The organism is Sinorhizobium kostiense, from assembly GCF_017874595.1.
GTDB lineage: Bacteria > Pseudomonadota > Alphaproteobacteria > Rhizobiales > Rhizobiaceae > Sinorhizobium > Sinorhizobium kostiense.
The window spans coordinates 1,050,557-1,075,176 of record NZ_JAGILA010000002.1 but is presented as its reverse complement, the minus strand read 5'-3'; the positions used below and the strand labels follow the sequence as shown (position 1 = coordinate 1,075,176).

21 protein-coding genes are annotated in these 24,620 nt (G+C 62.0%); 18 read left to right on the top strand and 3 right to left on the bottom strand.

Features of this window, described 5'->3' with window-relative positions:
* Positions 1–57 precede the first annotated feature (57 nt).
* From mutS to J2Z31_RS11440, 13 genes are all read left to right on the top strand, one after another.
* Positions 58–2,799 carry a DNA mismatch repair protein MutS gene (mutS, locus tag J2Z31_RS11500; protein ID WP_209602011.1) on the top strand — a complete coding sequence of 914 codons (2,742 nt, stop codon included), beginning with the start codon at positions 58–60 and terminating at the stop codon, positions 2,797–2,799.
* A gap of 248 nt (positions 2,800–3,047) precedes the next feature.
* Entirely contained in the window at positions 3,048–5,894 is a 2,847-nt protein-coding gene (locus tag J2Z31_RS11495; protein WP_209602299.1) for a [protein-PII] uridylyltransferase, read from the top strand.
* A complete protein-coding gene (murJ, locus tag J2Z31_RS11490; RefSeq protein ID WP_209602010.1) occupies positions 5,891–7,501 on the top strand; it encodes a murein biosynthesis integral membrane protein MurJ in 1,611 nt (536 codons plus the stop codon). The genes J2Z31_RS11495 and murJ overlap by 4 nt, the downstream gene beginning before the upstream one ends.
* Before the next feature lie 140 nt (positions 7,502–7,641).
* A complete protein-coding gene (gene trpS, locus J2Z31_RS11485; RefSeq protein ID WP_209602009.1) occupies positions 7,642–8,706 on the top strand; it encodes a tryptophan--tRNA ligase in 1,065 nt (354 codons plus the stop codon).
* 52 nt (positions 8,707–8,758) lie between these two features.
* Entirely contained in the window at positions 8,759–9,250 is a 492-nt protein-coding gene (locus tag J2Z31_RS11480; protein ID WP_209602008.1) for a universal stress protein, read from the top strand.
* A gap of 146 nt (positions 9,251–9,396) precedes the next feature.
* Positions 9,397–9,963, top strand: a complete 567-nt coding sequence (locus J2Z31_RS11475; RefSeq protein WP_209602007.1) for a NifU family protein — start codon at positions 9,397–9,399, stop codon at positions 9,961–9,963.
* Between the two features lie 196 nt (positions 9,964–10,159).
* Positions 10,160–10,828 carry a tRNA (adenosine(37)-N6)-threonylcarbamoyltransferase complex dimerization subunit type 1 TsaB gene (tsaB, locus tag J2Z31_RS11470; protein ID WP_209602006.1) on the top strand — a complete coding sequence of 223 codons (669 nt, stop codon included), beginning with the start codon at positions 10,160–10,162 and terminating at the stop codon, positions 10,826–10,828.
* Positions 10,829–10,866: 38 nt separating this feature from the next.
* Entirely contained in the window at positions 10,867–11,364 is a 498-nt protein-coding gene (locus J2Z31_RS11465; RefSeq protein ID WP_209602005.1) for a GNAT family N-acetyltransferase, read from the top strand.
* Between the two features lie 97 nt (positions 11,365–11,461).
* Entirely contained in the window at positions 11,462–12,277 is an 816-nt protein-coding gene (locus J2Z31_RS11460; protein ID WP_209602004.1) for a lysophospholipid acyltransferase family protein, read from the top strand.
* Between the two features lie 95 nt (positions 12,278–12,372).
* Positions 12,373–13,773 carry a tRNA (N6-isopentenyl adenosine(37)-C2)-methylthiotransferase MiaB gene (gene miaB, locus J2Z31_RS11455; protein WP_209602003.1) on the top strand — a complete coding sequence of 467 codons (1,401 nt, stop codon included), beginning with the start codon at positions 12,373–12,375 and terminating at the stop codon, positions 13,771–13,773.
* 109 nt (positions 13,774–13,882) lie between these two features.
* Positions 13,883–14,938 carry a PhoH family protein gene (locus J2Z31_RS11450; protein ID WP_209602002.1) on the top strand — a complete coding sequence of 352 codons (1,056 nt, stop codon included), beginning with the start codon at positions 13,883–13,885 and terminating at the stop codon, positions 14,936–14,938.
* Positions 14,939–14,951: 13 nt separating this feature from the next.
* On the top strand, positions 14,952–15,458 hold the full coding sequence (gene ybeY / locus J2Z31_RS11445) for an rRNA maturation RNase YbeY (protein WP_209602298.1): 507 nt from the start codon (positions 14,952–14,954) through the stop codon (positions 15,456–15,458).
* A 12-nt stretch (positions 15,459–15,470) separates the two neighbouring features.
* On the top strand, positions 15,471–16,628 hold the full coding sequence (locus tag J2Z31_RS11440; protein WP_209602001.1) for a hemolysin family protein: 1,158 nt from the start codon (positions 15,471–15,473) through the stop codon (positions 16,626–16,628).
* A gap of 217 nt (positions 16,629–16,845) precedes the next feature.
* Here J2Z31_RS11440 and J2Z31_RS11435 read toward each other — a convergent pair whose 3' ends face one another.
* Complete coding sequence (locus J2Z31_RS11435; protein ID WP_209602000.1) at positions 16,846–17,424, bottom strand: LabA-like NYN domain-containing protein; 579 nt, start codon at positions 17,422–17,424, stop codon at positions 16,846–16,848.
* A 403-nt stretch (positions 17,425–17,827) separates the two neighbouring features.
* Here J2Z31_RS11435 and lnt point away from each other — a divergent pair, with 403 nt between their 5' ends.
* The 4 genes from lnt to trmB all read left to right on the top strand — a co-directional run bounded on the left by lnt (position 17,828) and on the right by trmB (position 22,343).
* Positions 17,828–19,423, top strand: coding sequence for an apolipoprotein N-acyltransferase (gene lnt / locus J2Z31_RS11430; protein ID WP_209601999.1), 1,596 nt, complete (start codon positions 17,828–17,830; stop codon positions 19,421–19,423).
* Positions 19,424–19,571: 148 nt separating this feature from the next.
* Positions 19,572–19,988 (top strand): helix-turn-helix domain-containing protein, encoded by a 417-nt coding sequence (locus J2Z31_RS11425; protein WP_209601998.1) that lies wholly within the window; start codon positions 19,572–19,574, stop codon positions 19,986–19,988.
* A 248-nt stretch (positions 19,989–20,236) separates the two neighbouring features.
* Positions 20,237–21,505 (top strand): methionine adenosyltransferase, encoded by a 1,269-nt coding sequence (metK, locus tag J2Z31_RS11420; protein ID WP_209601997.1) that lies wholly within the window; start codon positions 20,237–20,239, stop codon positions 21,503–21,505.
* A 139-nt stretch (positions 21,506–21,644) separates the two neighbouring features.
* Complete coding sequence (gene trmB / locus J2Z31_RS11415) at positions 21,645–22,343, top strand: tRNA (guanine(46)-N(7))-methyltransferase TrmB (RefSeq protein WP_209601996.1); 699 nt, start codon at positions 21,645–21,647, stop codon at positions 22,341–22,343.
* A 288-nt stretch (positions 22,344–22,631) separates the two neighbouring features.
* Here the strand turns inward: trmB and J2Z31_RS11410 are convergent, their stop codons facing one another.
* Positions 22,632–22,889, bottom strand: a complete 258-nt coding sequence (locus tag J2Z31_RS11410) for a BQ00720 family protein (protein ID WP_209601995.1) — start codon at positions 22,887–22,889, stop codon at positions 22,632–22,634.
* Between the two features lie 50 nt (positions 22,890–22,939).
* Positions 22,940–23,371, bottom strand: a complete 432-nt coding sequence (locus J2Z31_RS11405; RefSeq protein WP_209601994.1) for an Hsp20 family protein — start codon at positions 23,369–23,371, stop codon at positions 22,940–22,942.
* A 207-nt stretch (positions 23,372–23,578) separates the two neighbouring features.
* Here J2Z31_RS11405 and J2Z31_RS11400 point away from each other — a divergent pair, with 207 nt between their 5' ends.
* Complete coding sequence (locus J2Z31_RS11400; protein ID WP_209601993.1) at positions 23,579–24,523, top strand: nucleoside hydrolase; 945 nt, start codon at positions 23,579–23,581, stop codon at positions 24,521–24,523.
* Positions 24,524–24,620: the final 97 nt, after the last annotated feature.

Sequence of the window (24,620 nt, the reverse complement as noted above, 5' to 3'; positions counted from 1 at the left end):
TTATTGTCGTCTATAAATCCTTGCGGATAGTGTGACATCTCTTTTTTTGGAACAATCATGAATTTCGTGACCGGAATATCGAGCCATACGGACGTTCTTTCTGTGTCCGATCTGGCGAGCGAGGAGAGCCGCTCCACTGCCACGCCGATGATGGAGCAGTACATCGAGATCAAAGCGAACAATCCGGATTCGCTCTTGTTCTATCGAATGGGCGATTTCTACGAGCTGTTCTTCCAGGATGCCGTCGAAGCCGCTCGCGCGCTCGGTATCACGCTCACCAAGCGCGGCCAGCATATGGGTCAGGAAATCCCCATGTGCGGCGTGCCGGTCCACGCTGCCGACGACTATCTGCAGAAGCTGATCGCCAAAGGCTACCGAGTCGCCGTATGCGAACAGGTGGAGGATCCGGCGGAGGCGAAGAAGCGCGGCAGCAAGTCGGTCGTGCGCCGTGATGTCGTACGTCTGGTGACGCCAGGCACGATCACCGAGGACAAGCTGCTATCGCCGGCCGAGTCGAACTACCTGATGGCGCTCGCCCGCATCAGAAGCGGCTCGGAACCGGCCTATGCGCTTGCCTGGATCGACATCTCGACCGGCGTCTTCCGATTAGCGGAAACGGCCGAGAGTCGTCTGCTCGCGGACATCCTGCGGGTCGAGCCGCGCGAACTGATCCTGCCGGACACCGTTTTCCACGATCCGGAGCTGCGCGCCGTTTTCGACGTGCTCGGCCGGGTGGCGGTGCCGCAGCCCGCCGTCTTTTTCGACAGCGCGACCGCCGAGAACCGCATCGCGCGCTATTATGGCGTCAAGACCCTCGATGGTTTCGGCAGCTTCTCGCGGGCCGAGCTCGCGGCCGCCTCCGCTGCGATTTCCTATGTCGAGAAGACCCAGATCGCCGAGAGGCCGCCGCTAGGCATTCCCGAAAGAGAAAGCGTCGCCTCGACGCTTTTCATCGATCCGGCGACCCGCGCCAACCTGGAACTGGTAAAGACGCTCTCCGGCTCTCGCGACGGAAGCCTCTTGAAAGCGCTGGATCGGACCGTGACCAGTGGTGGCGCGCGGTTGCTCGCCGAGCGGCTGATGTCGCCGCTGACCGACCCGGAACGGATCAATGCGCGACTCGATTCCCTCGAAATCCTGGTTGATCAGCCGAGCTTCGCCATCGACCTTCGCGACGCCCTGCGGCGCGCGCCCGACATGCCGCGCTCCCTCTCACGGCTTGCGCTCGGCCGCGGCGGCCCCCGCGACTTAAGCGCAATTCAGGCCGGTTTGCGCGCCGCTGCGGCCATATCCCGGCTGTTGTTGCGAGCCGAGCTTCCGGCGGAACTCGGGCAAGCGCAAGAGGCGATCACCGCGCTCCCAAGTGAATTGCTCGCCCACCTCGATGCCATGCTCGCCGAGGAATTACCGCTTCTCAAGCGCGACGGCGGCTTCCTTCGCGAGGGCGCGAATGCCGAGCTCGACGAAATGCGGGCGCTTCGCGATCGGTCGCGCCGGGTCATTGCCGGCCTGCAGCTCAGATATTCAGAGGAGACCAGCGTCAAGTCGCTGAAGATCAAGCACAACAACGTTCTTGGCTATTTCATAGAGGTGACGGCCGGGAATGCCGGCGCGTTGATCGACACGGACGCGGCGCGCGCCCGCTTCATCCATCGCCAGACGATGGCGAACGCCATGCGTTTCACGACGACCGAGCTTGCGGAGCTCGAAACGAAGATTGCCAATGCCGCCGACCGGGCGCTGGCGATCGAGATCGAGGCCTTCGAGGCGATGACGCGCGAGGTGGTCGCCCATGCGGAAACCATCAAAGCGGCGGCACTGGCGCTGGCGACGATCGATGTCTCGGCGGGGCTCGCCGTTCTTGCCGAGGAGCAGGGCTATGTCCGCCCGGTCGTCGACCAATCGCGGATGTTCACAATCGCTGGCGGCCGCCACCCGGTCGTCGAGCAGGCACTGCGGCTTCAGGCGGCAAATCCCTTTGTCGCGAATGGCTGCGACCTGTCGCCGCCTGCTGGCGAGGAGGCCGGAGCGATCTGGCTTCTCACCGGTCCGAACATGGGCGGCAAATCGACCTTTCTGCGCCAGAATGCGCTGATTGCCATCATGGCGCAGATGGGCTCATTCGTGCCTGCCGCCGCCGCCCATATCGGCGTCGTCGACCGGCTCTTCTCCCGCGTCGGCGCCTCCGACGATCTTGCCCGTGGGCGCTCGACCTTCATGGTCGAGATGGTCGAGACGGCGGCGATCCTCAATCAGGCGACCGATCGTTCGCTCGTGATCCTCGACGAGATCGGCCGGGGTACCGCGACCTTCGATGGCCTTTCGATCGCCTGGGCGGCGGTAGAGCATCTGCACGAGGCCAATCGATGCCGGGGCCTTTTCGCCACCCATTTTCACGAGTTGACGGTTCTTTCCGAAAAGCTCGGACGGCTGTCGAACGCGACGATGCGTGTCAAGGAATGGGACGGCGACGTGATCTTCCTGCACGAGGTCGGCCCCGGTGCTGCCGATCGATCCTACGGCATTCAGGTCGCCCGCCTTGCCGGCCTTCCGGCCTCGGTGGTCACGCGGGCGCGGGACGTGCTTGCCAAGCTCGAAGACGCCGATCGCAAGAACCCGGCCAGCGAGCTGATCGATGATCTGCCGCTCTTCCAGGTTGCGATCCGGCGCGAGGAGGTTCGAGCTCCCGGCTCTTCGAAACTCGAGGAAACGCTACGGGCCCTCAACCCGGACGACATGACGCCTCGCGAGGCGCTGGAGGCACTCTACGCGTTGAAGAAGGAAGTCGCCGGCCGCTGATTGAGGCGCGAAGGTGCCACCTATTTTTCCTGTCAATCGATTGTCAAAACAGCTATACAGCGCCGCGTGCTTCTTCATGAGTCACGCACTGCAGCGCCACGCGTCTTGTCGCGCAAACGTTGCTGCAGCAACTTTGAATTGCTGCATGGTTCCAACTTGGATCGCCTGCGATTTAGGGAGACATGCAGGAGCGCTTGCACATGCAGCGGACCACAGAAACAGTCGGACAGGACGCCTCTCGGCACTTCATGGCCAGCGAACACTCTTTTCCTGAAATCCTCGATGTCGCGAGCCTCCGAGCAAAGTGCGGGTTCATCGCCTCCGCCCATGCCGAGCAGCGCGAACCCATGCGACGGGCCTTGCTCGCGGCCTTCAAGGAAGCCAATACCGCCGGCCGCGCCAAAGCGCGCGAACGGCTGTCCGCCGACGGGGCAGGGCTCAGATGCGCCGAGCGCATTTCCTGGCTGCAAGACCAACTGATCACCGTTCTGCACGATTTCGCGCTGAACGAGGTCTTCGACGCGGCGAACGCGCCGGCGACGGCCCGCATCGCCGTGACCGCCGTCGGCGGCTATGGCCGCGGCACGCTCGCGCCGGGGTCGGACATCGATCTCCTCTTCCTGCTCCCCTCAAAGAAGGCCGTCTGGGCGGAACCGGCCATCGAGTTCATGCTCTATGTGCTCTGGGACCTGGGTTTCAAAGTCGGCCACGCGACGCGCACGATCGACGAGTGCATCCGACTGTCGCGCGCCGACATGACCATCCGTACGGCGATCCTGGAATGTCGCTACATCTGCGGCTCGAAGGCGCTGGCAGACGAGCTAGAGGAACGCTTCGACCACGAGATCGTCCGCAATACCGGCCCGGAATTTATCGCCGCAAAGCTTGCCGAACGCGATGAACGCCACCGCAAGGCGGGCGACACCCGCTACCTCGTCGAGCCGAACGTCAAGGAAGGCAAGGGCGGCCTGCGCGACCTGCATACGCTCTTCTGGATCGCCAAGTATTTCTACCGGGTCAAGGACTCCGCCGACCTCGTCAAGCTCGGCGTGCTTTCGAAGCAGGAATACAAGCTGTTCCAGAAGTCGGACGATTTCCTCTGGGCAGTGCGCTGCCACATGCACTTCCTCACCGGCAAGGCGGAAGAACGGCTTTCCTTCGACATCCAGCGCGAAATCGCCGAGGCGCTGGGGTATCACGACCATCCCGGCCTGACGGCGGTCGAGCGCTTCATGAAGCACTATTTTCTCGTCGCCAAGGACGTCGGCGATCTTACCCGGATCTTCTGTGCCGCCCTCGAGGATCAGCAGGCAAAGGACGCTCCCGGCCTTTCCGGCGTAATCAGCCGGTTCAAGCACCGCACGCGCAAGATCGCCGGAACGCTCGACTTCGTCGACGATGGCGGCCGTATCGCGCTAGCAAGCCCGGACGCCTTCAAGCGCGACCCGGTGAACCTTCTGCGTCTGTTCCACATCGCCGACATTCACGGGCTCGAATTCCATCCGAATGCGTTGAAGCAGGTCACGCGATCCTTGAGCCTGATCACGCCGCACCTGCGCGAGAACGAGGAAGCCAACCGGCTCTTCCTCTCGATCCTGACGTCGCGGCGCAATCCCGAACTGATCCTGAGGCGCATGAACGAGTCGGGCGTTCTCGGCCGCTTCATCCCGGATTTCGGCAAGATCGTGTCGATGATGCAGTTCAACATGTATCACCACTACACGGTAGACGAGCATCTGCTGCGCTCGGTAGACGTACTCTCGCGCATCGAGCGGGGTCTTGAGGTGGAGGCGCATCCGCTGACGGCGAAGCTAATGCCGCATGTGGAAGACCGCGAAGCCCTCTATGTCGCAGTGCTGCTTCACGATGTCGCCAAAGGCCGTCCCGAGGATCACTCGATCGCCGGCGCAAAGGTGACTCGCAAGCTCTGCCAGCGCCTCGGACTGACGCCGAAACAGACCGAAACGGCCGTCTGGCTGGTCGAGGAACATCTGACCATGTCGATGGTGGCCCAGACCCGCGACTTGAACGACCGCAAGACCATCGTCGACTTTGCCGATCGGGTGCAATCGCTGGAAAGGCTGCGGATGCTGCTCATCCTGACGGTCTGCGACATCCGCGCCGTCGGGCCGGGTGTGTGGAACGGCTGGAAGGGGCAATTGCTGCGCACGCTCTATTACGAGACGGAGCTTCTCCTCTCGGGGGGCTTTTCGGAGCTTTCGCGAAAAGAGCGGGCGAAGCACGCCGCGCACGTGCTCGGCGAAGCGCTCAAGGATTGGCCGCGCAAAGAGCGCGACGCCTATGTGCGGCTGCACTACCAGCCCTATCTGCTTACCGTAGCGATCGAGGACCAGGTGCGCCATGCCGGATTCATCCGCGAGGCGGATCGTGCGGGCAAGACATTGGCGACGATGGTGCGCACGCACCAGTTCCACGCCATCACCGAGATTACCGTGCTTTCGCCGGACCATCCGCGCCTGTTGACGGTGATTGCCGGTGCCTGCGCCGCGGCAGGTGCCAACATCGTCGACGCCCAGATCCATACGACCTCCGATGGACGTGCACTGGACACGATCCTCGTCAACCGCGAGTTCTCGGTGGACGAGGACGAGATGCGCCGGGCAGGCAGCATCGGCAAGCTGATCGAGGACGTACTGTCGGGCCGCAGGCGTCTGCCGGAGGTCATCGCCAGCCGTACCAAGGTGAAGAAGCGCAGCAAGGCCTTCACCGTGACGCCTGAGGTGACGATCAGCAACACGCTGTCGAACAAGTTCACGGTGATCGAGGTGGAAGGGCTCGACCGCCCGGGTCTTCTCTCCGAGATCACGGCAGTGCTTTCCGACCTCTCGCTCGACATCGCTTCGGCGCATATCACCACTTTCGGCGAGAAGGTGATCGACACCTTCTACGTCACCGACCTGGTTGGTTCGAAGATCACCAGCGAAAGCCGACAGGTCAACATTGCCGCCCGCCTCAAGGCGGTGCTTGCGGGCGAATTGGACGAAGCGCGCTTGCATATGCCCTCGGGCATTATCGCGCCGGCTCCGGTGCCGCGCTCGTCGCACGCGTCCAGATCGACAAAAGCCGAAACATGAGCCTGGTCAGGAAATTCGCCACTGTCGGTGGCGCCACGCTTGGAAGCCGCGTCTTCGGTTTCGTACGGGAAACCTTCATGGCGGCGGCCCTCGGCACCGGTCCGGTGGCCGACGCCTTCAACACTGCCTTCCGCCTGCCGAACACCTTTCGCCGGCTCTTCGCCGAAGGCGCGTTCAATTCCGCCTTCGTGCCGCTCTTTGCCAGGGAGATCGAGGCGCGCGGCATGGAAGGCGCCCGCACCTTTGCGGAAGAGGTCTTCGGAGTCCTGTTTACCGTACTTCTGCTTCTGACGATCGCGATGGAACTGGCGATGCCCTTCATCGTCGGGGAACTGATCGCGCCCGGTTTTGCCGACGATCCGGAGAAATTCGCAAGCACCGTCACCTTTGCGACGATCATGTTCCCCTATCTCGCCTGCATGTCGCTCGGCGCGATGATGGCTGGCATGCTGAATTCGCTGCACCGCTATTTCGCTGCGGCGATTGCGCCGGTGTTCCTGAACGTCATCCTGATCGCTGTGCTCGCCTATGCCTGGTATGACGGCCATGACGCGGTTGCCGTCGGCTATGGTCTGTCCTGGGGGGTGATGGCGGCGGGGCTTGTCCAGCTTGCGATCGTCTGGCTCGCGGTGCGCAATGCCGGGATGAGGATCGGCTTTCGCCGCCCGCGGTTGACGGCCAATGTCCGGCGGCTGCTGGTGCTCGCGCTGCCGGCGGCGATCACCGGCGGCATCACCCAGATCAACCTCCTGATCAATACCAACATTGCGTCGGCAAAGGCGGGCGCTGTCTCGTCTCTCGTCTATGCCGACCGCATCTACCAACTGCCGCTCGGTGTCGTCGGCATTGCGGTCGCCACCGTACTTCTCCCTGAGCTTGCGCGCGCACTTCGCGCCGGCAACCTCAACGAGGCCTCGAGCCTGCAGAATCGCTCCGTCGAGTTCACGCTTTTCCTGACCTTGCCTGCGGCTGCCGCGCTGCTCGTCATGTCGGAGCCGATCGTCCGGCTGCTCTTCGAACGCGGCAAGTTCTCGCCTGAATCGACCGTCATCGTCGGCCAGATCCTCGCGATCTACGGCCTCGGCTTGCCGGCCTTCGTGCTGATCAAGGCCTTCATTCCCGGCTTCTTCGCGCGCGAGGATACCCGCACGCCGATGATCTTCGCCGCCGTTTCGGTGGTCGTGAACGTATCGTTCGCCCTAACGCTGTTTCCGATGCTCGGCGCAAGCGGCATTGCCATTGCCGAGATCGTCGCCGGCTGGGCGAATGCGATCCTGCTATTTTCGACCCTCGTCTGGCGGGGGCACTGGGGCCGCGACATTGCGTTACTCTCGAGGATCCCCCGCCTCGTCGCCGCCGCCGCAATCATGGCGGTGGCGCTCTATTACGCGATCGAATGGCTGGCCTTCCCGCTTTCCTCCGCCGCACCCCTTGCGACGCGTGCGGCGACGGTCTGCGGCCTGGTGCTCGCGGCGATGGCGATCTATTTCGCCTGCGCCTTCGCGCTCGGCGGCGCGAGCCTCGGCATGATCCGCCGGAGTCTGAAGCGCAAGGCGGCAAGACCGGCGACGGAACCCGCCGCGCGAGATGGCTCTGAAACGCCATGATCCCGAGGCGCCCTGTCGCCTGCAGGGTGCCGAAACAAGGTGCTGGCATCGCATAATTCAGCCACTTGATTGAAGAGGGCCCGCCGTGCATAAGCGCGGCGGATAACAACTGGCCCTCCACAAGCCCGATTGGGGACGACATGAACGAATTCAAGCCGCTCGTATTTTCCGGCGTTCAACCGACCGGCAACCTGCATCTCGGCAACTATCTCGGCGCGATCCGCAAGTTCGTCGCCTTGCAGGAGAGCCATGATTGCATCTATTGCGTCGTCGACCTCCACTCGATCACAGCGCAGCTCGTGCATGAGGATCTGCCTGGCCAGATCCGTTCGATCGCCGCGGCCTTCATCGCCTCGGGCATCGATCCGGAGAAGCATATCGTCTTCAACCAGTCGGCCGTGCCGCAGCATGCGGAGCTCGCCTGGATCTTCAACTGCGTCGCCCGCATCGGCTGGATGAACCGGATGACGCAGTTCAAGGACAAGGCCGGCAAGGACCGCGAGAACGCCTCGCTCGGCCTGCTTGCCTATCCGAGCCTGATGGCGGCCGATATCCTCGTCTACCGCGCGACGCATGTCCCGGTCGGCGACGACCAGAAACAGCATCTGGAGCTGACGCGCGACATCGCCCAGAAGTTCAACATCGACTTCATGGAGCATATCCGCCGCGGCGGTTACGGTGTCGACATCGTCGTCGGCGAGGAGCCGATCCACGCCTATTTCCCGCCGGTGGAGCCCCTGATCGGCGGCCCGGCGCCACGCGTCATGTCGCTTCGCGACGGCACGAAGAAGATGTCGAAATCGGATCCATCCGATCTGTCGCGCATCAACCTGCTGGACGATCCGGAGACGATCGCCAAGAAGATCCGCAAGGCGAAGACCGACCCGGATGCGCTGCCGAGCGAAGTGGAAGGGCTGAAAAGCCGCCCGGAGGCAGAAAACCTGGTCGGCATTTACGCGGCGCTCTCCGACAAGACCAAGGAAGAGGTGCTTGCCGAGTTCGCAGGCCAGCAATTCTCGGTCTTCAAGCCAGCCCTCGTCGATCTTGCCGTCAGCGTGCTTGCGCCGATCACGGCCGAAATGCGCCGCCTGATGGACGACACGACGCATATAGACGCGATCCTGCGCACGGGCGGCGAGCGCGCCCGCACGAGAGCGGAAAAGACGATGCGCGAAGTGCGCGAGATCATCGGATTTTTGCAATAGCCGGCAAAAATGAGACCTTGCAGGCGGCGTGCGGCAATGTAATGTTCGCCGCATGGTTTCGACCCGACTCTCACGACTGGAAGGTCATCGCCGCAAATTCATGGCGGTGATCGATGACACGCCCGAATGCAGCCGCGCCGTGCATTATGCCGGTATGCGGGCGAAGAACTCCAATGGCGGCCTGGTGCTGCTCTACGTCATCGCCGATGGCGACTTCCAGGAATGGCTGGGCGTCGAGGAGATCATGCGGGCGGAGGCGCGCGAGGAGGCCGAGGCGACACTTGCCAAGGTCTCTCAGAACGTCCGAGAAACGATCGGCATCGAGCCGGAACTGGTCATCCGCGAAGGAAACGCAACCGATGAGATCCACGCGCTCATCGAAGAGGACAGGGACATCGCCATTCTGGTATTGGCGGCCGGATCGGCAAAGGAGGGTCCCGGGCCGCTGGTCTCATCGATCGCCGGGAAGTCCGCTGCCTTTCCGATTCCGGTCACCGTCATCCCGGATCTTCTGACCGACGAGGAAATCGACGCGCTCACCTGATGCATGCGTGCAGCATTTCAGCTGCCGGATGAACAATCAGCACTGGGGCGCCATGCGCTCTTGCGGCCTTGGCAGCTTGTCCCTATATTTTTTGAACTATTCTAAAGAGCCGATCGAGGACCGCTCGAGGCTCAACGGAGAAAGAGATGTTCATTCAGACCGAAGCCACGCCGAATCCGGCCACTCTCAAATTCCTGCCGGGCAAGGTGGTGATGGAAAGCGGCACGGCCGAATTCCGCAACGAGGAGGAAGCTCGTGCTGGCTCGCCGCTTGCGGCGCGGCTCCTTGCGATTCCCGGCGTTACCGGCGTGTATTTCGGCTATGACTTCATCACGGTTACCAAGGAAGGGCAGGAGTGGCAGCATCTGAAGCCCGCTATCCTCGGTTCGATCATGGAGCATTTCATGTCCGGCCAGCCGGTGATGTCCGGCGTCGGCCGGGCGGAGCAAACGGATGAGGAGGGCGAGTTTTACGATGAAGGCGACGAGGCGATCGTCGCCACCATCAAGGAATTGCTCGAGACCCGCGTGCGGCCGGCGGTTGCCCAGGATGGTGGCGACATCACCTTCCGCGGCTTCAAGGACGGCACCGTGTTTTTGAACATGAAGGGCGCATGCTCTGGTTGCCCCTCCTCCACAGCGACGCTGCGGCACGGCGTGCAGAACCTGCTGCGGCATTTCGTGCCGGAAGTTGAGTCCGTCGAATCCGTTTGATTCAGTGGCAAGGCAATTGTCGAGCGGTCCCGCCTCCGCGGGCCGCTCTCGTCGTCTGGGGTGTGCGTCAGCAGATGCGGGTGGCGTCTTCGCAGACGCGCAGAAGTCGCTCTCGCACTTTTGAACTGCTGCATGTCTTTCTCTTAACTCGGGGTCGATTTAAGAGACATGCATAGGGAGGCGTTGACAGCTCAGCATGTTGGTTCTTGCCATTGACACTTGCGGTTCCGGCTGCGCCGCAGCCGTTTACGACGGTGCGACCGAAGCGCTGCTGGCAGGCGCCGGAGAGACTATCGGGCGAGGCCACGCCGAGCGCCTGATGGACTTCATCGACGAGGCTCTCGGTGCTTCCGGCAAACGGCTCGAGGATATCGACCGGATCGCGGTGACCGTCGGACCGGGCTCGTTCACCGGCATCCGCGTCGGGGTTGCGGCCGCGCGTGGCCTCGCGCTTGCGCTCGGCAAGCCAGCGGTGGGTGTCACCACGCTTCACGCCATAGCGGAAAGAGCCAGGCAGGCCGAGCCGGGGCGACCGGTGCTCGTCGCGATCGACGCGAAGCGGGACGAGGCTTATGTGCAGTGCTTCGACACACTCGGGCAACCCGCAGGGCCGGCTGAAGTCCTGCCGATAGCTGAGGCGCGCGAGCGCTTGCGCGGGTTCGATGGAATCTCCTGCGGTTCCGGAGCCCATCTCGTCACAACTGCCGAGGCAAGCGGTGAAGCAGATCACATCGACATCGCCATAGTTGCTCGCCTGGGCGCTGCAGCCGATCCAGCTTCGGCCAAGCCGAAGCCGATTTATCTGCGTGGGCCCGATGCGAAACCCCAGGCGGGATTCGCGGTGTCTCGGGCCAGCGCAGGATAGATCGTGTGGGCGTAACGCCCGTGTTAGAATCGATGACGATGAGTTTGACGGACTATTTCACCCGCCGTGCCGAATTCGATATCTTCCCGCTGGAGGAAGGCGACCTCGCTGCCGCGTCGGCGCTCCATGGGCAAACCTTTGCCTCCCCGTGGAGCGATGGCGAGATTCACGCGCTGCTCGCCCAGGACACGGTCTTCGGATTTGCCGCGCGCCAGACCAGCGGTGGGTTTCGTCCTTCCCTGGGCGGCTTCGTCCTGTCGCGTGCGACCGCCGGCGAGGCGGAGATCCTGACGATCGGGGTCGATTCGCGTTTCGCCCGCTCCGGTCTCGGTTGGCGGCTGATGCAGGCGGTCATGCGCGAGGCGCTGGTCAAGGGTGCCGATACCCTCTTCCTCGAAGTCGACGAAACGAACGAGGCGGCGATCGGCCTCTATCGCAAGCTGGGTTTCCTGAAGGTCGGGGAGCGGCGGGCCTATTACCAGGGGGCTGCCGGCGCACGCACTGCCGCGCTTGTCATGCGGCTTGATCTTCGCTAGAGGATTTTGCCGTCAATGAGAACTCCTGCCGCGTTCCTGCGAATGGGCGGGACTGGTTTCTCGAATGGCGACGAGTCTCGCGGCGTGAGGCCCCTCGATGGTCAATTGGATACGGGTCACGCTCTACGGCATCCTGCTCCTGATCGTCTCGCTTTTCATGATGCCGATTCAGCTCGTGTGCCTTCGGCTCGACCTTGAACCGCGCCGCTATCTGCCGCGCATCTGGCACCGGCTTGCCTGCCGTCTGCTCGGCATTCGCGTCCGGGTACATGGGGAACTGGAGAGCCGCCGGCCGCTGCTCATAAGCGCCAACCACGTTTCCTGGAAGGACATTCTGGTCCTGTCGTCGATTGCTGACGTCGTCTTTGTTGCCAAGTCCGACGTCAAGGACTGGCCCATTTTCGGCCTCCTTGCACGCCTGCAGGCTTCCGTCTTCATCGAGCGCGAGCAGAGGCGTGCGACGGGCAATCAGGTAAGCGAAATCGGCCGGCGTCTGGCCGATGGTGAAGTGGTGGTGCTCTTTCCGGAGGGCACCACGTCGGATGGCAATCGCCTGCTCGAAATGAAGACATCGCTCTTTGGCGCTGCCGCCTCGGCCGTGCCGCAGTCGCCGACCGGACTCGTCCACGTGCAGCCTGTCGCCATATCCTATACAGGTATCCACGGCATGCCGATGGGGCGCTATTACCGGCCGATAGCGGCCTGGCCGGGTGATATCGGCCTGCTTCCGTCGCTTCTAGGTGTCCTCAGGGAAGGCGCGCTCGACGTGGATGTCGACTTCGGTGAGACGGTGGACTACGAACGTCGATCCAACCGGAAAGAAGTCAGCCGTGCCGTCGAACAGCGGATCCGCACCATGCTGTCGGAGCGACTGAGAGGGCGGTCGCCGGACCGGTCGCAAAACGCGGCGTAGTCGAGCCTGCTGTCTCGGCTTTACTTGGTCGCGGCATTGGCCGCGGCACCCGAAAAAGCTTCAACTTTTGGCCGCTTTGCACTAAAGAACGCCGCATGACCCAGGAAACAGCTCTTCTGCCGACATCGCCCGTCGCGGGCGACGACCACGTGCCGCTGCGCAAGGTCTTCGTCAAGACCTATGGCTGCCAGATGAATGTCTATGATTCCGATCGCATGTCGGATGCGCTCGCGCGCGACGGCTATGTTGCGACAGATGCGGTGGAAGACGCCGATTTCGTGCTCCTCAACACCTGTCATATTCGGGAGAAGGCCGCCGAAAAAGTCTATTCCGAATTGGGGCGGCTGCGCGAATTGAAGAAGGCACGCGCAAGTGAAGGCCGCGAGATGGTCATCGGCGTTGCCGGTTGCGTCGCCCAGGCCGAAGGCGATGAAATCCTTCGCCGCGCACCGGCAGTTGACCTGGTGATCGGCCCGCAGACCTATCACCGCCTGCCGGAAGCCTTGAAGCGGGCCCGCCGCGGCGAGCGCGTCGTGGAGACGGATTATGCGATTGAAGACAAGTTCGAGCATCTGCCGGCTCCCGACCGGGCGAAAACCCGCGCTCGCGGCGTCACCGCCTTCCTGACTGTCCAGGAAGGCTGCGACAAATTCTGCACCTTCTGCGTGGTTCCCTATACCCGCGGCGCCGAAGTCTCTCGCCCGGTTGCGCAAATCCTTGCCGAAGCGGAGAAGCTGGTCGAAGGCGGCGTGCGCGAGATCACGCTGCTCGGGCAGAACGTCAACGCCTGGCACGGCACGGGCCCGGACGGCCGTGATTGCGGTCTCGGCGATCTCTTGAGGCATCTTGGCGAGATTGATGGGCTCGCGCGCCTTCGTTACACCACCAGCCATCCGCGCGACATGGACGACAGCCTCATCGAGGCGCATCGCTCGATGGCGAAACTGATGCCCTATCTGCATCTGCCGGTCCAATCGGGCTCCGACCGCATCCTGAAGGCAATGAACCGCCGGCATACGGCCGCCGAATATCTCGCCCTTATCGACCGCATCCGCGCGGCCCAGCCCGATCTTGCGCTCTCCGGTGATTTCATCGTCGGCTTTCCCGGCGAGACCGAGGAAGACTTCGAGGACACGATGCGCCTTGTCGAGTCGGTCGGTTATGCACAGGCTTTCTCGTTCAAATATTCGAGCCGGCCCGGCACCCCTGGGGCGGAACTCACGGGTCAGGTTGCTGAAGACGTGAAAGCCAAACGCCTGGAAAGATTGCTAAACCTGCTTACCCGCCAGCAGCGCGAATTCGCCGCATCCTGCGTCGGAAGGGAGATAGATGTTCTCCTGGAGAAGCCGGGCAGGCTGGCCGGCCAGCTGGTCGGTCGCTCGCCCTGGCTGCAGCCCGTGAATATTGATGCAAAGCAATCGCAAATCGGTGACATTATCAGGGTACGAATCACCAAGGCCGGCCCGAATAGCCTGTTTGCCGAGATGGTCGGCTAGCGCAGCAGCGGAAATCGCGTTCGCTGGGAGCAATTGCGCAGATAAAGTGTTAGAACAGTCTGCGGTTGCCATCGGACGCTGCAGACCAGGATCGAGGAGCCAGAACCGCTTGAACGGACACGAGATGATTTCATCCTCATCGCGCCAATCGAAGACATCCGCGACAGACGCCAATCACTTCGTGCTCACGTTCGAGAACAACCGGTTCGCCAGTGAACTCTTCGGCCAGTTCGACCAAAACCTGAAACTGCTCGAGGAGCGGCTGCGCATTCATGCCAGGCCGCGCGGGAACTCGGTTGCCATCTCCGGCGATGTCGTTGCGACCAATCAGGCACGCCGCGCGCTTGATTACCTCTACGGCAGGCTCCAGAGCGGCGCCACTATCGACACCTCCGACGTCGAGGGCGCCATCCGTATGGCGGCCGCGGCGGACGACCAGCTGCAGCTGCCGACGATGGAGCGCAAGGCCAAGCTGACGATGGCGCAGATCTCTACGCGGAAGAAGACGATCGCCGCGCGCACGCCGATGCAGGATGCCTATATCCGTGCGCTCGATCGGGCCGAGCTCGTCTTCGGCATTGGCCCGGCCGGTACCGGTAAGACTTATCTCGCCGTCGCCCATGCCGCCCAGCTGCTCGAGCGCGGCGCGATCGATCGCATCGTCCTGTCGCGGCCGGCAGTCGAGGCGGGCGAGCGGCTCGGCTTTCTCCCGGGCGACATGAAGGAGAAGGTCGATCCCTATCTTCGCCCGCTTTATGACGCGCTCTACGACATGATGCCTGGCGACAAGGTCGAGCGGGCGATTTCCGCCGGCGTCATCGAAATCGCCCCGCTCGCCTTCATGCGCGGGCGGACGCTCGCCAATGCCGCCGTCATTCTCGATGAGGCGCAGAACACGACATCGATGCAGATGAAGATGTTCCTGACCCGTCTCGGCGAGAATGGCCGCATGATCGTCACGGGCGACCCGAGCCAGGTCGACCTGCCGCGGGGCGTCAAGTCGGGCCTCGTCGAGGCTCTGCAGATATTGAAGGGCGTCGAAGGCGTTTCGGTTATCCGCTTCAAGGACGCCGACGTCGTGCGTCATCCGATGGTGGCGCGGATCGTCAGGGCCTATGAAAGCCATACGGCCGTCCATGACGAAAGCGAGCAGAGCGATCGCTGACGACCGCACGAAGATGACGGTATTGGACATCCAGATCAGCGTCGAGGAAGGGGAATGGCCCCCGGAGGACGAACTCCAGTCCTTTGCGGCACGCACACTCGGGGCGGCAGCCGATTTTCTGGTCGAGGGCGAGGGGCAGCCGTTTCCCGACGGGCCGCCGGAATTGTCGCTGGTCTTCACCGACGATGCGTCGATCCGCGCGATCAATGCGGAGTGGCGTGGACAGGACAAGCCGACCAATGTCCTGTCCTTTCCGGCCTTTCCATTGGCGCCGGGTCAGATGCCGGGGCCGATGCTCGGCGATATCGTCGTCGCCTTCGAAACGCTACGGCGCGAAGCGTCGGAGTTGGCGAAGCCCTTCGAGGAGCATTTGACCCATCTTCTCGTCCATGGATTCCTGCACCTTTTCGGGTATGATCACCTCGAAGACCATGAAGCGGAGAGAATGGAGGCTCTGGAGACTCGCATTTTGGCGCGTCTTGGCTTATCTGACCCTTACGGGGACAGAGCCTCGGATTGACAGTTTGGAACAATGAGCGACTTCAAGATTCAACCGGTCACGGTTGCGAACGACGAGGCCGAGGCCTCCGGCGACTCCGACGCGGGCAGTAGTAGTACCGCCGCCCGACCAGAGGGCAACAAAAGCGCATCAACTTTCTGGAGCCGGGCCGCACGCCTGTTGCGCGGCGCAAGCACGTCCAGCCTCCGCGAGGATCTTGCCGACGCGCTATTGACCGATGCCGTCAGCAACGCCGCCTTTTCGCCCGAAGAGCGGGCGATGCTCAACAACATCCTTCGATTTCGCGAGGTGCGGGTCGAGGATGTGATGGTCCCGCGCGCGGACATCGAGGCGGTGGATCAGAGCATCAGCATCGGCGAACTCATGGGTATCTTCGAGGAATCGGGACGTTCGCGCATGCCAGTCTACAGCGAAGGACTGGACGACCCGCGCGGCATGGTGCACATCCGCGATCTGCTGGCCTATGTCACGAAACAGGCCCGCAACCGTCGCCGAAACGGCAAGGCTCCGCCCGCTGTGGCGGGCGAAAAGGCGGATAGGACGCCGCGCCAGCCGAAGTCGAATTTCGATCTCTCACGCGTCGATTTGGACAAGACCGTCGAGGAGGCCGGGATCATTCGCCAGCTCCTGTTCGTGCCACCCTCGATGTTGGCGTCTGACCTGATGCAACGCATGCAGGCCGCACGCATACAGATGGCACTGGTCATCGATGAATATGGCGGCACGGACGGTCTCGTCTCGCTCGAAGACATCGTGGAGATGGTGGTCGGTGACATCGAGGACGAGCATGACGACGAAGAGGTGATGTTCGCCCGCACGTCCGACGACATTTTCGTGGCCGATGCCCGTGTCGAACTCGAGGAGATCGCCAAGGCGATTGGACCGGACTTCGACGTACGCGAACAGATCGAGGATGTCGACACGCTGGGCGGTCTGGTATTCGCCTCGCTTGGCCGCATTCCGGTCCGTGGCGAAGTGGTTCAGGCCATTCCCGGCTTCGAATTCCAGATTCTCGACGCCGATCCGCGCCGGGTCAAACGCGTGCGGATCATGCGCAAGCGTGCGCCGGCCCGCCGGCGGGTGATGAAGAGTGAAAAGGAGCCCTTGCCCGAGACGTTCGTGCCTTCCGGCGGCCAGGCCGAGATCCAGCCACCGCACGCCGTCAAGTGAGCCTAACCGCCGCGGACCAGCAGCCCTGAGGGGTGGCGGAGGACTACAGCGCCGCGCGTCCAATCAGACGCGCAAAAGGTCGTTGCAGCTGCTGTACGTCTTTCTCCACGCGGCCCTTCAGGAGACATGCAGAAGAGCTATTTCGGCCGCATCCACCCTGATCGTCAGCAACGAGATCACGAGGCTTTCCGGCGACCCGACGTGAAATCATCTTGATCTACTGGTTCGCGTCTTCGTTCTTCGGCTTGGTGGACTGCGGCACGTATTCCGGCGGATGGCGGTCGATCTCGCCGCGCAATGTGATCAGGTCGATGAAATGATCCGCCTGGCGGCGCAACTCATCGGCGACCATCGGCGGCTGGGTCGACATGGTCGAAACCACGGAGACTTTGCGCCCCTTTCGCTGCAGCGCCTCCACGAGTGTGGTCAGGTCGCCGTCGCCGGAGAAGATCACGACGTGGTCCACCACGTCCGATTGCTCCATGGCGTCGATGGCGAGTTCGATATCCATATTGCCCTTGATCTTGCGCCGTCCGAGCGCATCGGTGAATTCCTTGGCGGGCTTGGTGACGACCGTGTAGCCGTTGTAATCCAACCAGTCGATCAATGGGCGGATCGAGGAAAACTCCAGGTCTTCAATGAGGGCCGTGTAGTAATAGGCGCGCAGCAAGTACGCGCGTTTTTGAAACGCGCTCAGCAATTTCCGGTAATCGATATCGAAGCCGAGACTCTTCGATGTGGCATAAAGATTGGCACCATCAATGAAAAGTGCGATCTTTTCGCGGGAATCGAACATTGTGACCCCCTGTCACTCTACAAAACCCATTGACTAGGCCATCGCCATAGGTGGAGTCGAACGCCTGATGACGATATCGTACGCAAGAACGGGGAAACCGGTAGCCGCCCCCCGCATCAAATTGGCAACTGTGGTTAACTCGGGTCAATCATATCTCAACCGTCACGCGAAGTCATCGACGCGATTGCGTTACGCGCCGTGCGTCCTCGAGGGCATAGGGAGGCGTAAGTTTAGTGGATCTACGCAATCGCGCTTTCTGAAAATTCGGTTCCGAGCATCGGGCCGATCGGCTAGCTGACGGATTGCCGCTGCCGCCACAGGACAAGGCGCCGCTTTTTTGGAAGACTGCGGCCGATTGATTCGTTCTTCCGCGCGGCCAGGGCCGGCGCCGATTGGGGTCTCGATGGAAAGACTGGCAGGTAAAATAATACTACTTTCCGGCGCATCTCGTGCTTTCGTCGGCTTTCTCGCCGGCCTCTTGGCGATGTTCACCCAGCCGCCCTTCGGCATTTTCGCCGCCGCCTTTGTATCCTTTCCGATTCTCGTGTGGCTGATCGATGGAGTGGCGCCCCACCCGGACGAGGGCTTGCTGCGGCGGCTGCTGCCTGCCGCCTCGATCGGCTGGTCCTTCGGCTTCGGTTATTTCCTTGGCGGGCTGTGGTGGCTTGGAAACGCGCTGCTCGTCGAGGCGGATGTCTTCGCCTGGGCGCTGCCGCTCGCGGTCATCGGTCTTCCTGCATTTCTTGCGCTTTTCTATGCCGCGGCCGTGCTTTTTGCCCGCTGTTTCTGGTCCGATGGGGTGGGCCGCATCGCCGCCTTGGCCGTCGGATTCGGCCTTGCGGAATGGTTGCGCAGCTTCGTCTTCACCGGTTTCCCCTGGAATGCCATAGGCTATGCGGCCATGCCGATGCCGCTGATGATGCAGTCGGCAAGCGTTGTGAACCTTTCGACGATCAACACGCTGGCAGTGTTCGTCTTTGCCTCCCCGGCCCTCGTCGGCACGGGCAGAGGTGCGCGCATCGGCCTCGGCGCCGCGGTCGCACTCTTTGCCGCCCATATCGGCTTCGGCTATTATCGACTTTCCCTTCCGGTGACGGCGCCGCCGGAACCGCAAACGACCGTGCGGCTCGTCCAGCCGGTGATCGACCAGGCGAAGAAGATCGACGACCGAGAGCGTGCGACGATCTTCGAGCAGCATCTCGCCCTCACGAGGGCCCCGCCAGCGCCGAAACACCAGAGGCCCGACATCGTCGTCTGGCCGGAAACCTCGGTCCCCTTCATCCTGACTGAAAACCCCGACGCCCTGACCCGGATTGCCGATGTTCTCGAGGAAGGTCAGATACTCGTCACCGGCGCGGTGCGGACCGAGGACGCGGGTGCCGGCCTGCCGCCGCGCTACTACAATTCGATCTACGTGATCGATGATCGCGGGCAGATCGTCGGGGCCGCCGACAAGATGCATCTGGTTCCCTTCGGCGAATATCTGCCGTTTGAGCAATTGCTTTCCTCCTGGGGACTGAGTTCCGTTGCCGCCTCAATGCCAGGTGGCTTCTCGGCGGCAAGGAGCCGCGCACTTCTGACCTTGCCTGACGGCAGGACGATGTATCCGCTGATCTGCTACGAAGCGATTTTCCCCGACGAGATCGACGGCAGCGGCCACATGGCCGACGTGCTTCTGAACGTCACCAATGATGCCTGGTTCGGCGATACACCCGGCCCCCGCCAGCACTTTCATCAGGCGCAGCTTCGCACCGTCGAAAGTGGAACGCCGATGATCCGCTCCGCCAATAGCGGTATATCAGCAATCATTGATGCACGCGGTGTTTTAGTGGTAGGATTGGGATACAATTACAAGGGAGTTGTTGATACTACCCTACCGGGAAAAATGATCACGGCGACTAATACAATCACGCGTGACCGGATTTTCTGGTTTGCGATGGGGGTTCTCTTATTGATTGCAATTATTTCACGCAGAAGTTTCAGTTACGGAACGAATTGACCAAAAACCCCTAAAATTGCATAGTGTTTATTACCGTCAATCTCCACCTGCCGCTGTAGTCCTGCCTTCGCGGGCAGGCTGCTTGGGATGCAAGAACCAGCAATGAGGGGTTGTAGGTCATCGAAACAGCGTGTTTAGGAACGCGAATATGGTTGAAAACAAGAAGAAGCCGAACCCGATCGACATTCACGTCGGCAGCCGGATTCGCCTTCGCCGAACGATGCTTGGCATGAGTCAGGAGAAGCTCGGCGAGAGTCTAGGGATCACTTTCCAGCAAATCCAGAAATACGAGAAGGGCACGAACCGTGTCGGCGCGAGCCGCTTGCAGAACATCGCCACGATTCTCAATGTGCCGGTCTCGTTCTTCTTCGAGGATGCCCCGGGAGAGGGCGCCGGTGCCTCGGGAAGCGCCGAGCCTGCGAGCTCCAACTACGTGGTCGATTTCCTGTCGTCTTCCGAAGGCCTGCAGCTTAACCGAGCCTTTGTCAGGATTTCCGACCCGAAGGTCAGGCGCAAGCTGGTGGATCTCGTGAAGGCGCTGGCCGCCGAGGCGGAGAGCGACTAGCGGAAGAATTCCGGGAGATGAAAAAGCGGCCATGGGCCGCTTTTTTCGTAAGTGCGGGTGAGATTCCGCTGAGATCGCGGGCGACGATCGCTCAATAAATTTCAAAATCGCGGCGACGCCACGCGCCCCCCATTTTGCGGATCGGTGATATCGATATAAACATATATTTATGTCGTTGTTCGCTTGTTTTTCGCTAGCAAACCCACTAACAGTTTCGGACCGCTTCTTTCATTGAGGGGACTTCCCGCATGCGCGCAAACTACCTGTTCACGAGTGAATCCGTAGCCGAAGGCCATCCCGACAAAGTATGTGACCGCATCTCCGACGAGATCGTCGATCTGGTCTACCGCGAAGCGGCCAAGTCGGGTGTCGACCCCTGGAGCGTGCGCATTGCCTGTGAGACTTTGGCGACCACCAATCGCGTCGTCATCGCCGGGGAAGTCCGCCTGCCGCCGAGTCTTCTCAAGAAGGACAAGAACGGCAACGACGTCATCAATCCGTCGAAGTTCAAGTCCGCCGCCCGAAAGGCGATCCGCGATATCGGTTACGAACAGGACGGCTTCCACTGGAAGACGGCCAGGATCGACGTGCTGCTGCACTTCCAGTCCGCGCATATCGCTCAAGGCGTCGATAGCGCCGCCGACAAGCAGGGCGAGGAGGGTGCTGGCGACCAGGGCATCATGTTCGGCTATGCCTGCCGCGAGACCGCAGAGCTCATGCCGGCGCCCATCTACTATTCGCACCGCATCCTCAATCTGCTTGCCGCTGCCCGCAAGAAGGGTGAAGGCGAGGTCGCCAAGCTCGGTCCGGACGCCAAGAGTCAGGTGACGGTGCGTTATATCGACGGCAAGCCGGCCGAGGTTACCTCGATCGTCCTTTCGACGCAGCATCTGGACGAGAATTGGGATTCCGCCAAAGTCCGTTCGGTGGTTGAACCCTATATTCACGAGGCGCTTTCCGACCTGAGCATTGCCGACGACTGCACCTGGTACATCAACCCCACCGGCAAGTTCGTCATCGGCGGACCGGACGGCGATGCGGGTCTCACCGGCCGTAAGATCATCGTCGACACCTATGGCGGCGCAGCGCCCCATGGCGGTGGCGCCTTCTCCGGCAAGGACACGACCAAGGTCGATCGCTCGGCCGCCTACGCCGCCCGCTATCTCGCAAAGAACGTCGTGGCGGCCGGTCTGGCCGACCGTTGCACGATCCAGCTTTCCTACGCGATCGGCGTTGCCCAGCCGCTGTCGATCTATGTTGACCTGCATGGCACCGGTAAGGTCTCCGAAGACCAGGTCGAAAGGGCGATCCGCAAGACGATGGACCTCTCTCCCAGTGGCATCCGTCGTCATCTCGACCTCAACCGGCCGATCTATGCCAAGACGGCCGCCTATGGCCACTTTGGCCGTAAGGCGGGGCGCGACGGCTCCTTCTCCTGGGAAAAGCTCGACCTGGTAAAGCCGCTCAAGGAGGCGATCGCTCTCGACGCGACGGCAATCAACGGCCGCGCGGCATAAGGCGACGGCCTAGCATCGATTCGGATGCATGGTTCTGATAAATCAGGGCGGGTGCTCGCAAAGGAGCATCCGCCTCTCTTGTTTGAAGATCTGGGCCGCAACGGCCCAAAGCGATCTTGGCTTCGAATGGAATGACGAGATGAGTGAACCGCGCCGCGCCAGAGCCACGGAGGCCTTCTTTGGCCGCCGCAAGGGCAAGCCCTTGCGGGAACGCCAGGCGACGCATCTCGAAACGATCCTGCCTGCCCTGAAGCTCGATCTGGCTGAGCCGGCGCCCGCGGACCTGTCGAAGCTCTTCCCGGCCCCCGTCACGCGAATACGGCTCGAGATCGGTTTCGGTGGTGGCGAACACCTCGTACACCGAGCCTCGGAGGATTCGTCCACCGGCTTCATCGGCGTAGAGCCCTTCATCAATTCGATGGCGAAACTGCTCGGTCAGATCGAAGCGAGGGGAGTCGGCAACGTCCGCCTTTATGACGACGACGCGGCCCAGGTTCTGGACTGGTTGCCGGCTGCCTCGGTCGATCAGATCGACCTGCTCTATCCCGACCCCTGGCCTAAGCGGAAGCATTGGAAGCGGCGTTTCGTCTCCAAAGTCAATCTCGACCGCTTCGCCCGCGTGCTAAAGCCCGGCGGCCTCTTCTGCTTCGCTTCGGATATCGAAAGCTACGTCAATTGGACCCTCATCCACTGCCGCGACCACGCCGCTTTCGAGTGGACGGCCGAAAGAGCAGCCGACTGGCTGACGCCGTTCGCCGGTTGGCCGAGCACGCGCTACGAGGCCAAAGCCCAGCGGGAGGGCCGCAAGTCTGCCTATCTGACTTTCAGGCGTAGTTAGGGCGTATTTAGCCCCTCACCATACGGCGCCCGCGTGTCTTCGGACGCGCAAAGGCCGCTGTGGCACATCGTGTCTTGATCGAGGTCGATTCAAGGATACTGCAGCAGCCCTCGTCCTGCATGCGGAGCGAGGGACGGGAGCGCTGGTCTCCCGATTTCGCACTACCGCCGCGTCCCCGAAGGTGAGAGGAGCTCGGCCTTGCCGGGGGTCCCCTTCGCCCGGTTGCGGGAAAAGGTGGCCGGCAGGCCGGATGAGGGCAATTCACAGCTCCGGGGCGGGGGCCGGTAATCAATGCAGGCTGACGGTACGCAGGTCGTCCTCTGCCGCCTTGAAGAAGGTGCTGGAGCGGTTGTCCGTCAAGAGGATTGGGGTTCCATCGGCGGCGAACAGGGCCCAGAGATCGATGCCGGGTCCCATCTCGGGCGCTTCCGGAAAACAGCGGGAGACTTCCTCCGAACGCATCTTGCGGATATAGCCGACTTCGCCTTCGCCAAGATGTGCGAGGTCGTTCTTCGACAGCGACGTGTTGATGGTTTTCAGTCCCATGGTCATGCTCCGTGGTCGCCGGCTTGGGGAGGAAAATCCCGCCGGTTATCCTATTCTGGGACTGAAATGTTAATTTTCTTTACCATTCGAACGGGCTCTGGCCGCACGAGGTCGACTGACAGCAGGCCGTTGCGGAGTTCCGCGCCGAGCACCTGCATGCCGTCGGCAAGGACGAAGGTGCGCTGGAACTGCCGGGCGGCAATACCGCGATGGAGATAATCCTTCTCGCCCGTATCGATCTGCCGCCCCCTGATCACGAGCTGATTTTCCTCCGTCGTCACATCGAGATCGTCTTCGGAAAATCCGGCGACGGCCAGCGTGATGCGCAGGCGTTCCGGCGCATCGGCAGTGCCTCCGCCCCGAATCCGTTCGATGTTGTAGGGTGGGTAACCGTCGTTCGCCTTGGCTATGCGCTCAAGGGTCTTTTCCATGCTGTCGAACCCCACCAGGAGCGGGCTGGTAAAAGGCGTAATTCTGCTCATTCCCAAGTCCTTGCAAGCTCAAGCGACCATCTTTTCGGACCTGCCAAGCAGCATCCTGGCAAGCAATATGGTAGCTGTGTGCAACGAGTGCAAGCGGCTTGCCTCCGCGGCCCCTGCAAATCATAGTCCTCTCCGGGCTTCCGAGCGGCAGTCGAAAAATATGGCCCCGACGACCCAGCGAACACCCGGCTGACAGGAGAAAGGCAAGTGTCAAGCGCGAGAAAGATCATCATCGACACGGACCCCGGGCAGGACGATGCCGCCGCGATCATGCTTGCCTTCGGCAGTCCTGAAGAGATCGACGTCCTCGGCATCACCACCGTTGCCGGCAACGTGCCGCTCACTTTGACAGCCCGCAACGCGCGGATCGTCTGCGAGCTCTGCAACAGGACGGACGTGAAGGTCTTCGCCGGCGCCGAGCGGCCGGTCGCGCGCCCGCTGATCACCGCCGAGCATGTTCATGGCAAGACCGGGCTCGACGGCCCCGAACTCACCGAGCCGACGATGCCGCTCCAGGAGCAGCATGCGGTCGATTTCGTCATCGAGACGCTCAAGACCGAAACGCCGGGTGCGGTGACGCTCTCGACGCTCGGCCCGCTCACCAATATAGCGCTCGCGCTCACGAAGGCGCCGGAGATCGCGCCGCGGGTTCGGGAACTGGTGATGATGGGGGGCGGCTTCTTCGAAGGCGGCAATATCACGCCCGCGGCTGAATTCAACATCTATGTCGATCCGGAAGCCGCCGAGATCGTCTTTCGTTCCGGAATTCCAATCGTGATGATGCCGCTCGATGTCACGCATCGCGTGCTCACCCACAAGGCGAGGGTGGAGAAGATCCGCGCCATCGGCAGCCCGGCGGCGGTCGCGCTCGCGGAGATGCTCGAATTTTTCGAGCGTTTCGATATCGAAAAATACGGTACCGATGGCGGACCGCTGCACGATCCGACGGTGATCGCCTATCTTCTGCGGCCCGAGCTCTTCACCGGCCGCGACTGCAATGTCGAGATCGAAACGACGTCGGCCCTCACCACCGGCATGACCGTCGTCGACTGGTGGCAGGTCACCGGCCGCAAACACAATGCCAAGGTGATGCGGCATGTCGACGATGAGGGATTCTTCGATCTGCTGACGGAGCGTCTTTCGCGCATTTAGAGTGAAGCCGTGGCGTGCATTTTTCCCACAAGGGGGAGGTGCCTAACCTGCCGCAACGTCTCCGGCGACCCTGTCTTTTCTGGCAGACGCTAAGCCA

Coding starts and splice junctions, on each gene's coding strand:
- J2Z31_RS11495 (WP_209602299.1), top strand. CDS start 3,048: ATGGCCAGCGAACACTCTTTTCCTGAAATCCTCGATGTCGCGAGCCTC.
- J2Z31_RS11425 (WP_209601998.1), top strand. CDS start 19,572: ATGGTTGAAAACAAGAAGAAGCCGAACCCGATCGACATTCACGTCGGC.
- metK (WP_209601997.1), top strand. CDS start 20,237: ATGCGCGCAAACTACCTGTTCACGAGTGAATCCGTAGCCGAAGGCCAT.
- J2Z31_RS11405 (WP_209601994.1), bottom strand. CDS start 23,371: ATGAGCAGAATTACGCCTTTTACCAGCCCGCTCCTGGTGGGGTTCGAC.
- trmB (WP_209601996.1), top strand. CDS start 21,645: ATGAGTGAACCGCGCCGCGCCAGAGCCACGGAGGCCTTCTTTGGCCGC.
- trpS (WP_209602009.1), top strand. CDS start 7,642: ATGAACGAATTCAAGCCGCTCGTATTTTCCGGCGTTCAACCGACCGGC.
- J2Z31_RS11465 (WP_209602005.1), top strand. CDS start 10,867: ATGAGTTTGACGGACTATTTCACCCGCCGTGCCGAATTCGATATCTTC.
- lnt (WP_209601999.1), top strand. CDS start 17,828: ATGGAAAGACTGGCAGGTAAAATAATACTACTTTCCGGCGCATCTCGT.
- tsaB (WP_209602006.1), top strand. CDS start 10,160: ATGTTGGTTCTTGCCATTGACACTTGCGGTTCCGGCTGCGCCGCAGCC.
- J2Z31_RS11480 (WP_209602008.1), top strand. CDS start 8,759: ATGGTTTCGACCCGACTCTCACGACTGGAAGGTCATCGCCGCAAATTC.
- J2Z31_RS11460 (WP_209602004.1), top strand. CDS start 11,462: ATGGTCAATTGGATACGGGTCACGCTCTACGGCATCCTGCTCCTGATC.
- J2Z31_RS11410 (WP_209601995.1), bottom strand. CDS start 22,889: ATGGGACTGAAAACCATCAACACGTCGCTGTCGAAGAACGACCTCGCA.
- J2Z31_RS11435 (WP_209602000.1), bottom strand. CDS start 17,424: ATGTTCGATTCCCGCGAAAAGATCGCACTTTTCATTGATGGTGCCAAT.
- J2Z31_RS11440 (WP_209602001.1), top strand. CDS start 15,471: ATGAGCGACTTCAAGATTCAACCGGTCACGGTTGCGAACGACGAGGCC.
- mutS (WP_209602011.1), top strand. CDS start 58: ATGAATTTCGTGACCGGAATATCGAGCCATACGGACGTTCTTTCTGTG.
- ybeY (WP_209602298.1), top strand. CDS start 14,952: ATGACGGTATTGGACATCCAGATCAGCGTCGAGGAAGGGGAATGGCCC.
- murJ (WP_209602010.1), top strand. CDS start 5,891: ATGAGCCTGGTCAGGAAATTCGCCACTGTCGGTGGCGCCACGCTTGGA.
- miaB (WP_209602003.1), top strand. CDS start 12,373: ATGACCCAGGAAACAGCTCTTCTGCCGACATCGCCCGTCGCGGGCGAC.
- J2Z31_RS11475 (WP_209602007.1), top strand. CDS start 9,397: ATGTTCATTCAGACCGAAGCCACGCCGAATCCGGCCACTCTCAAATTC.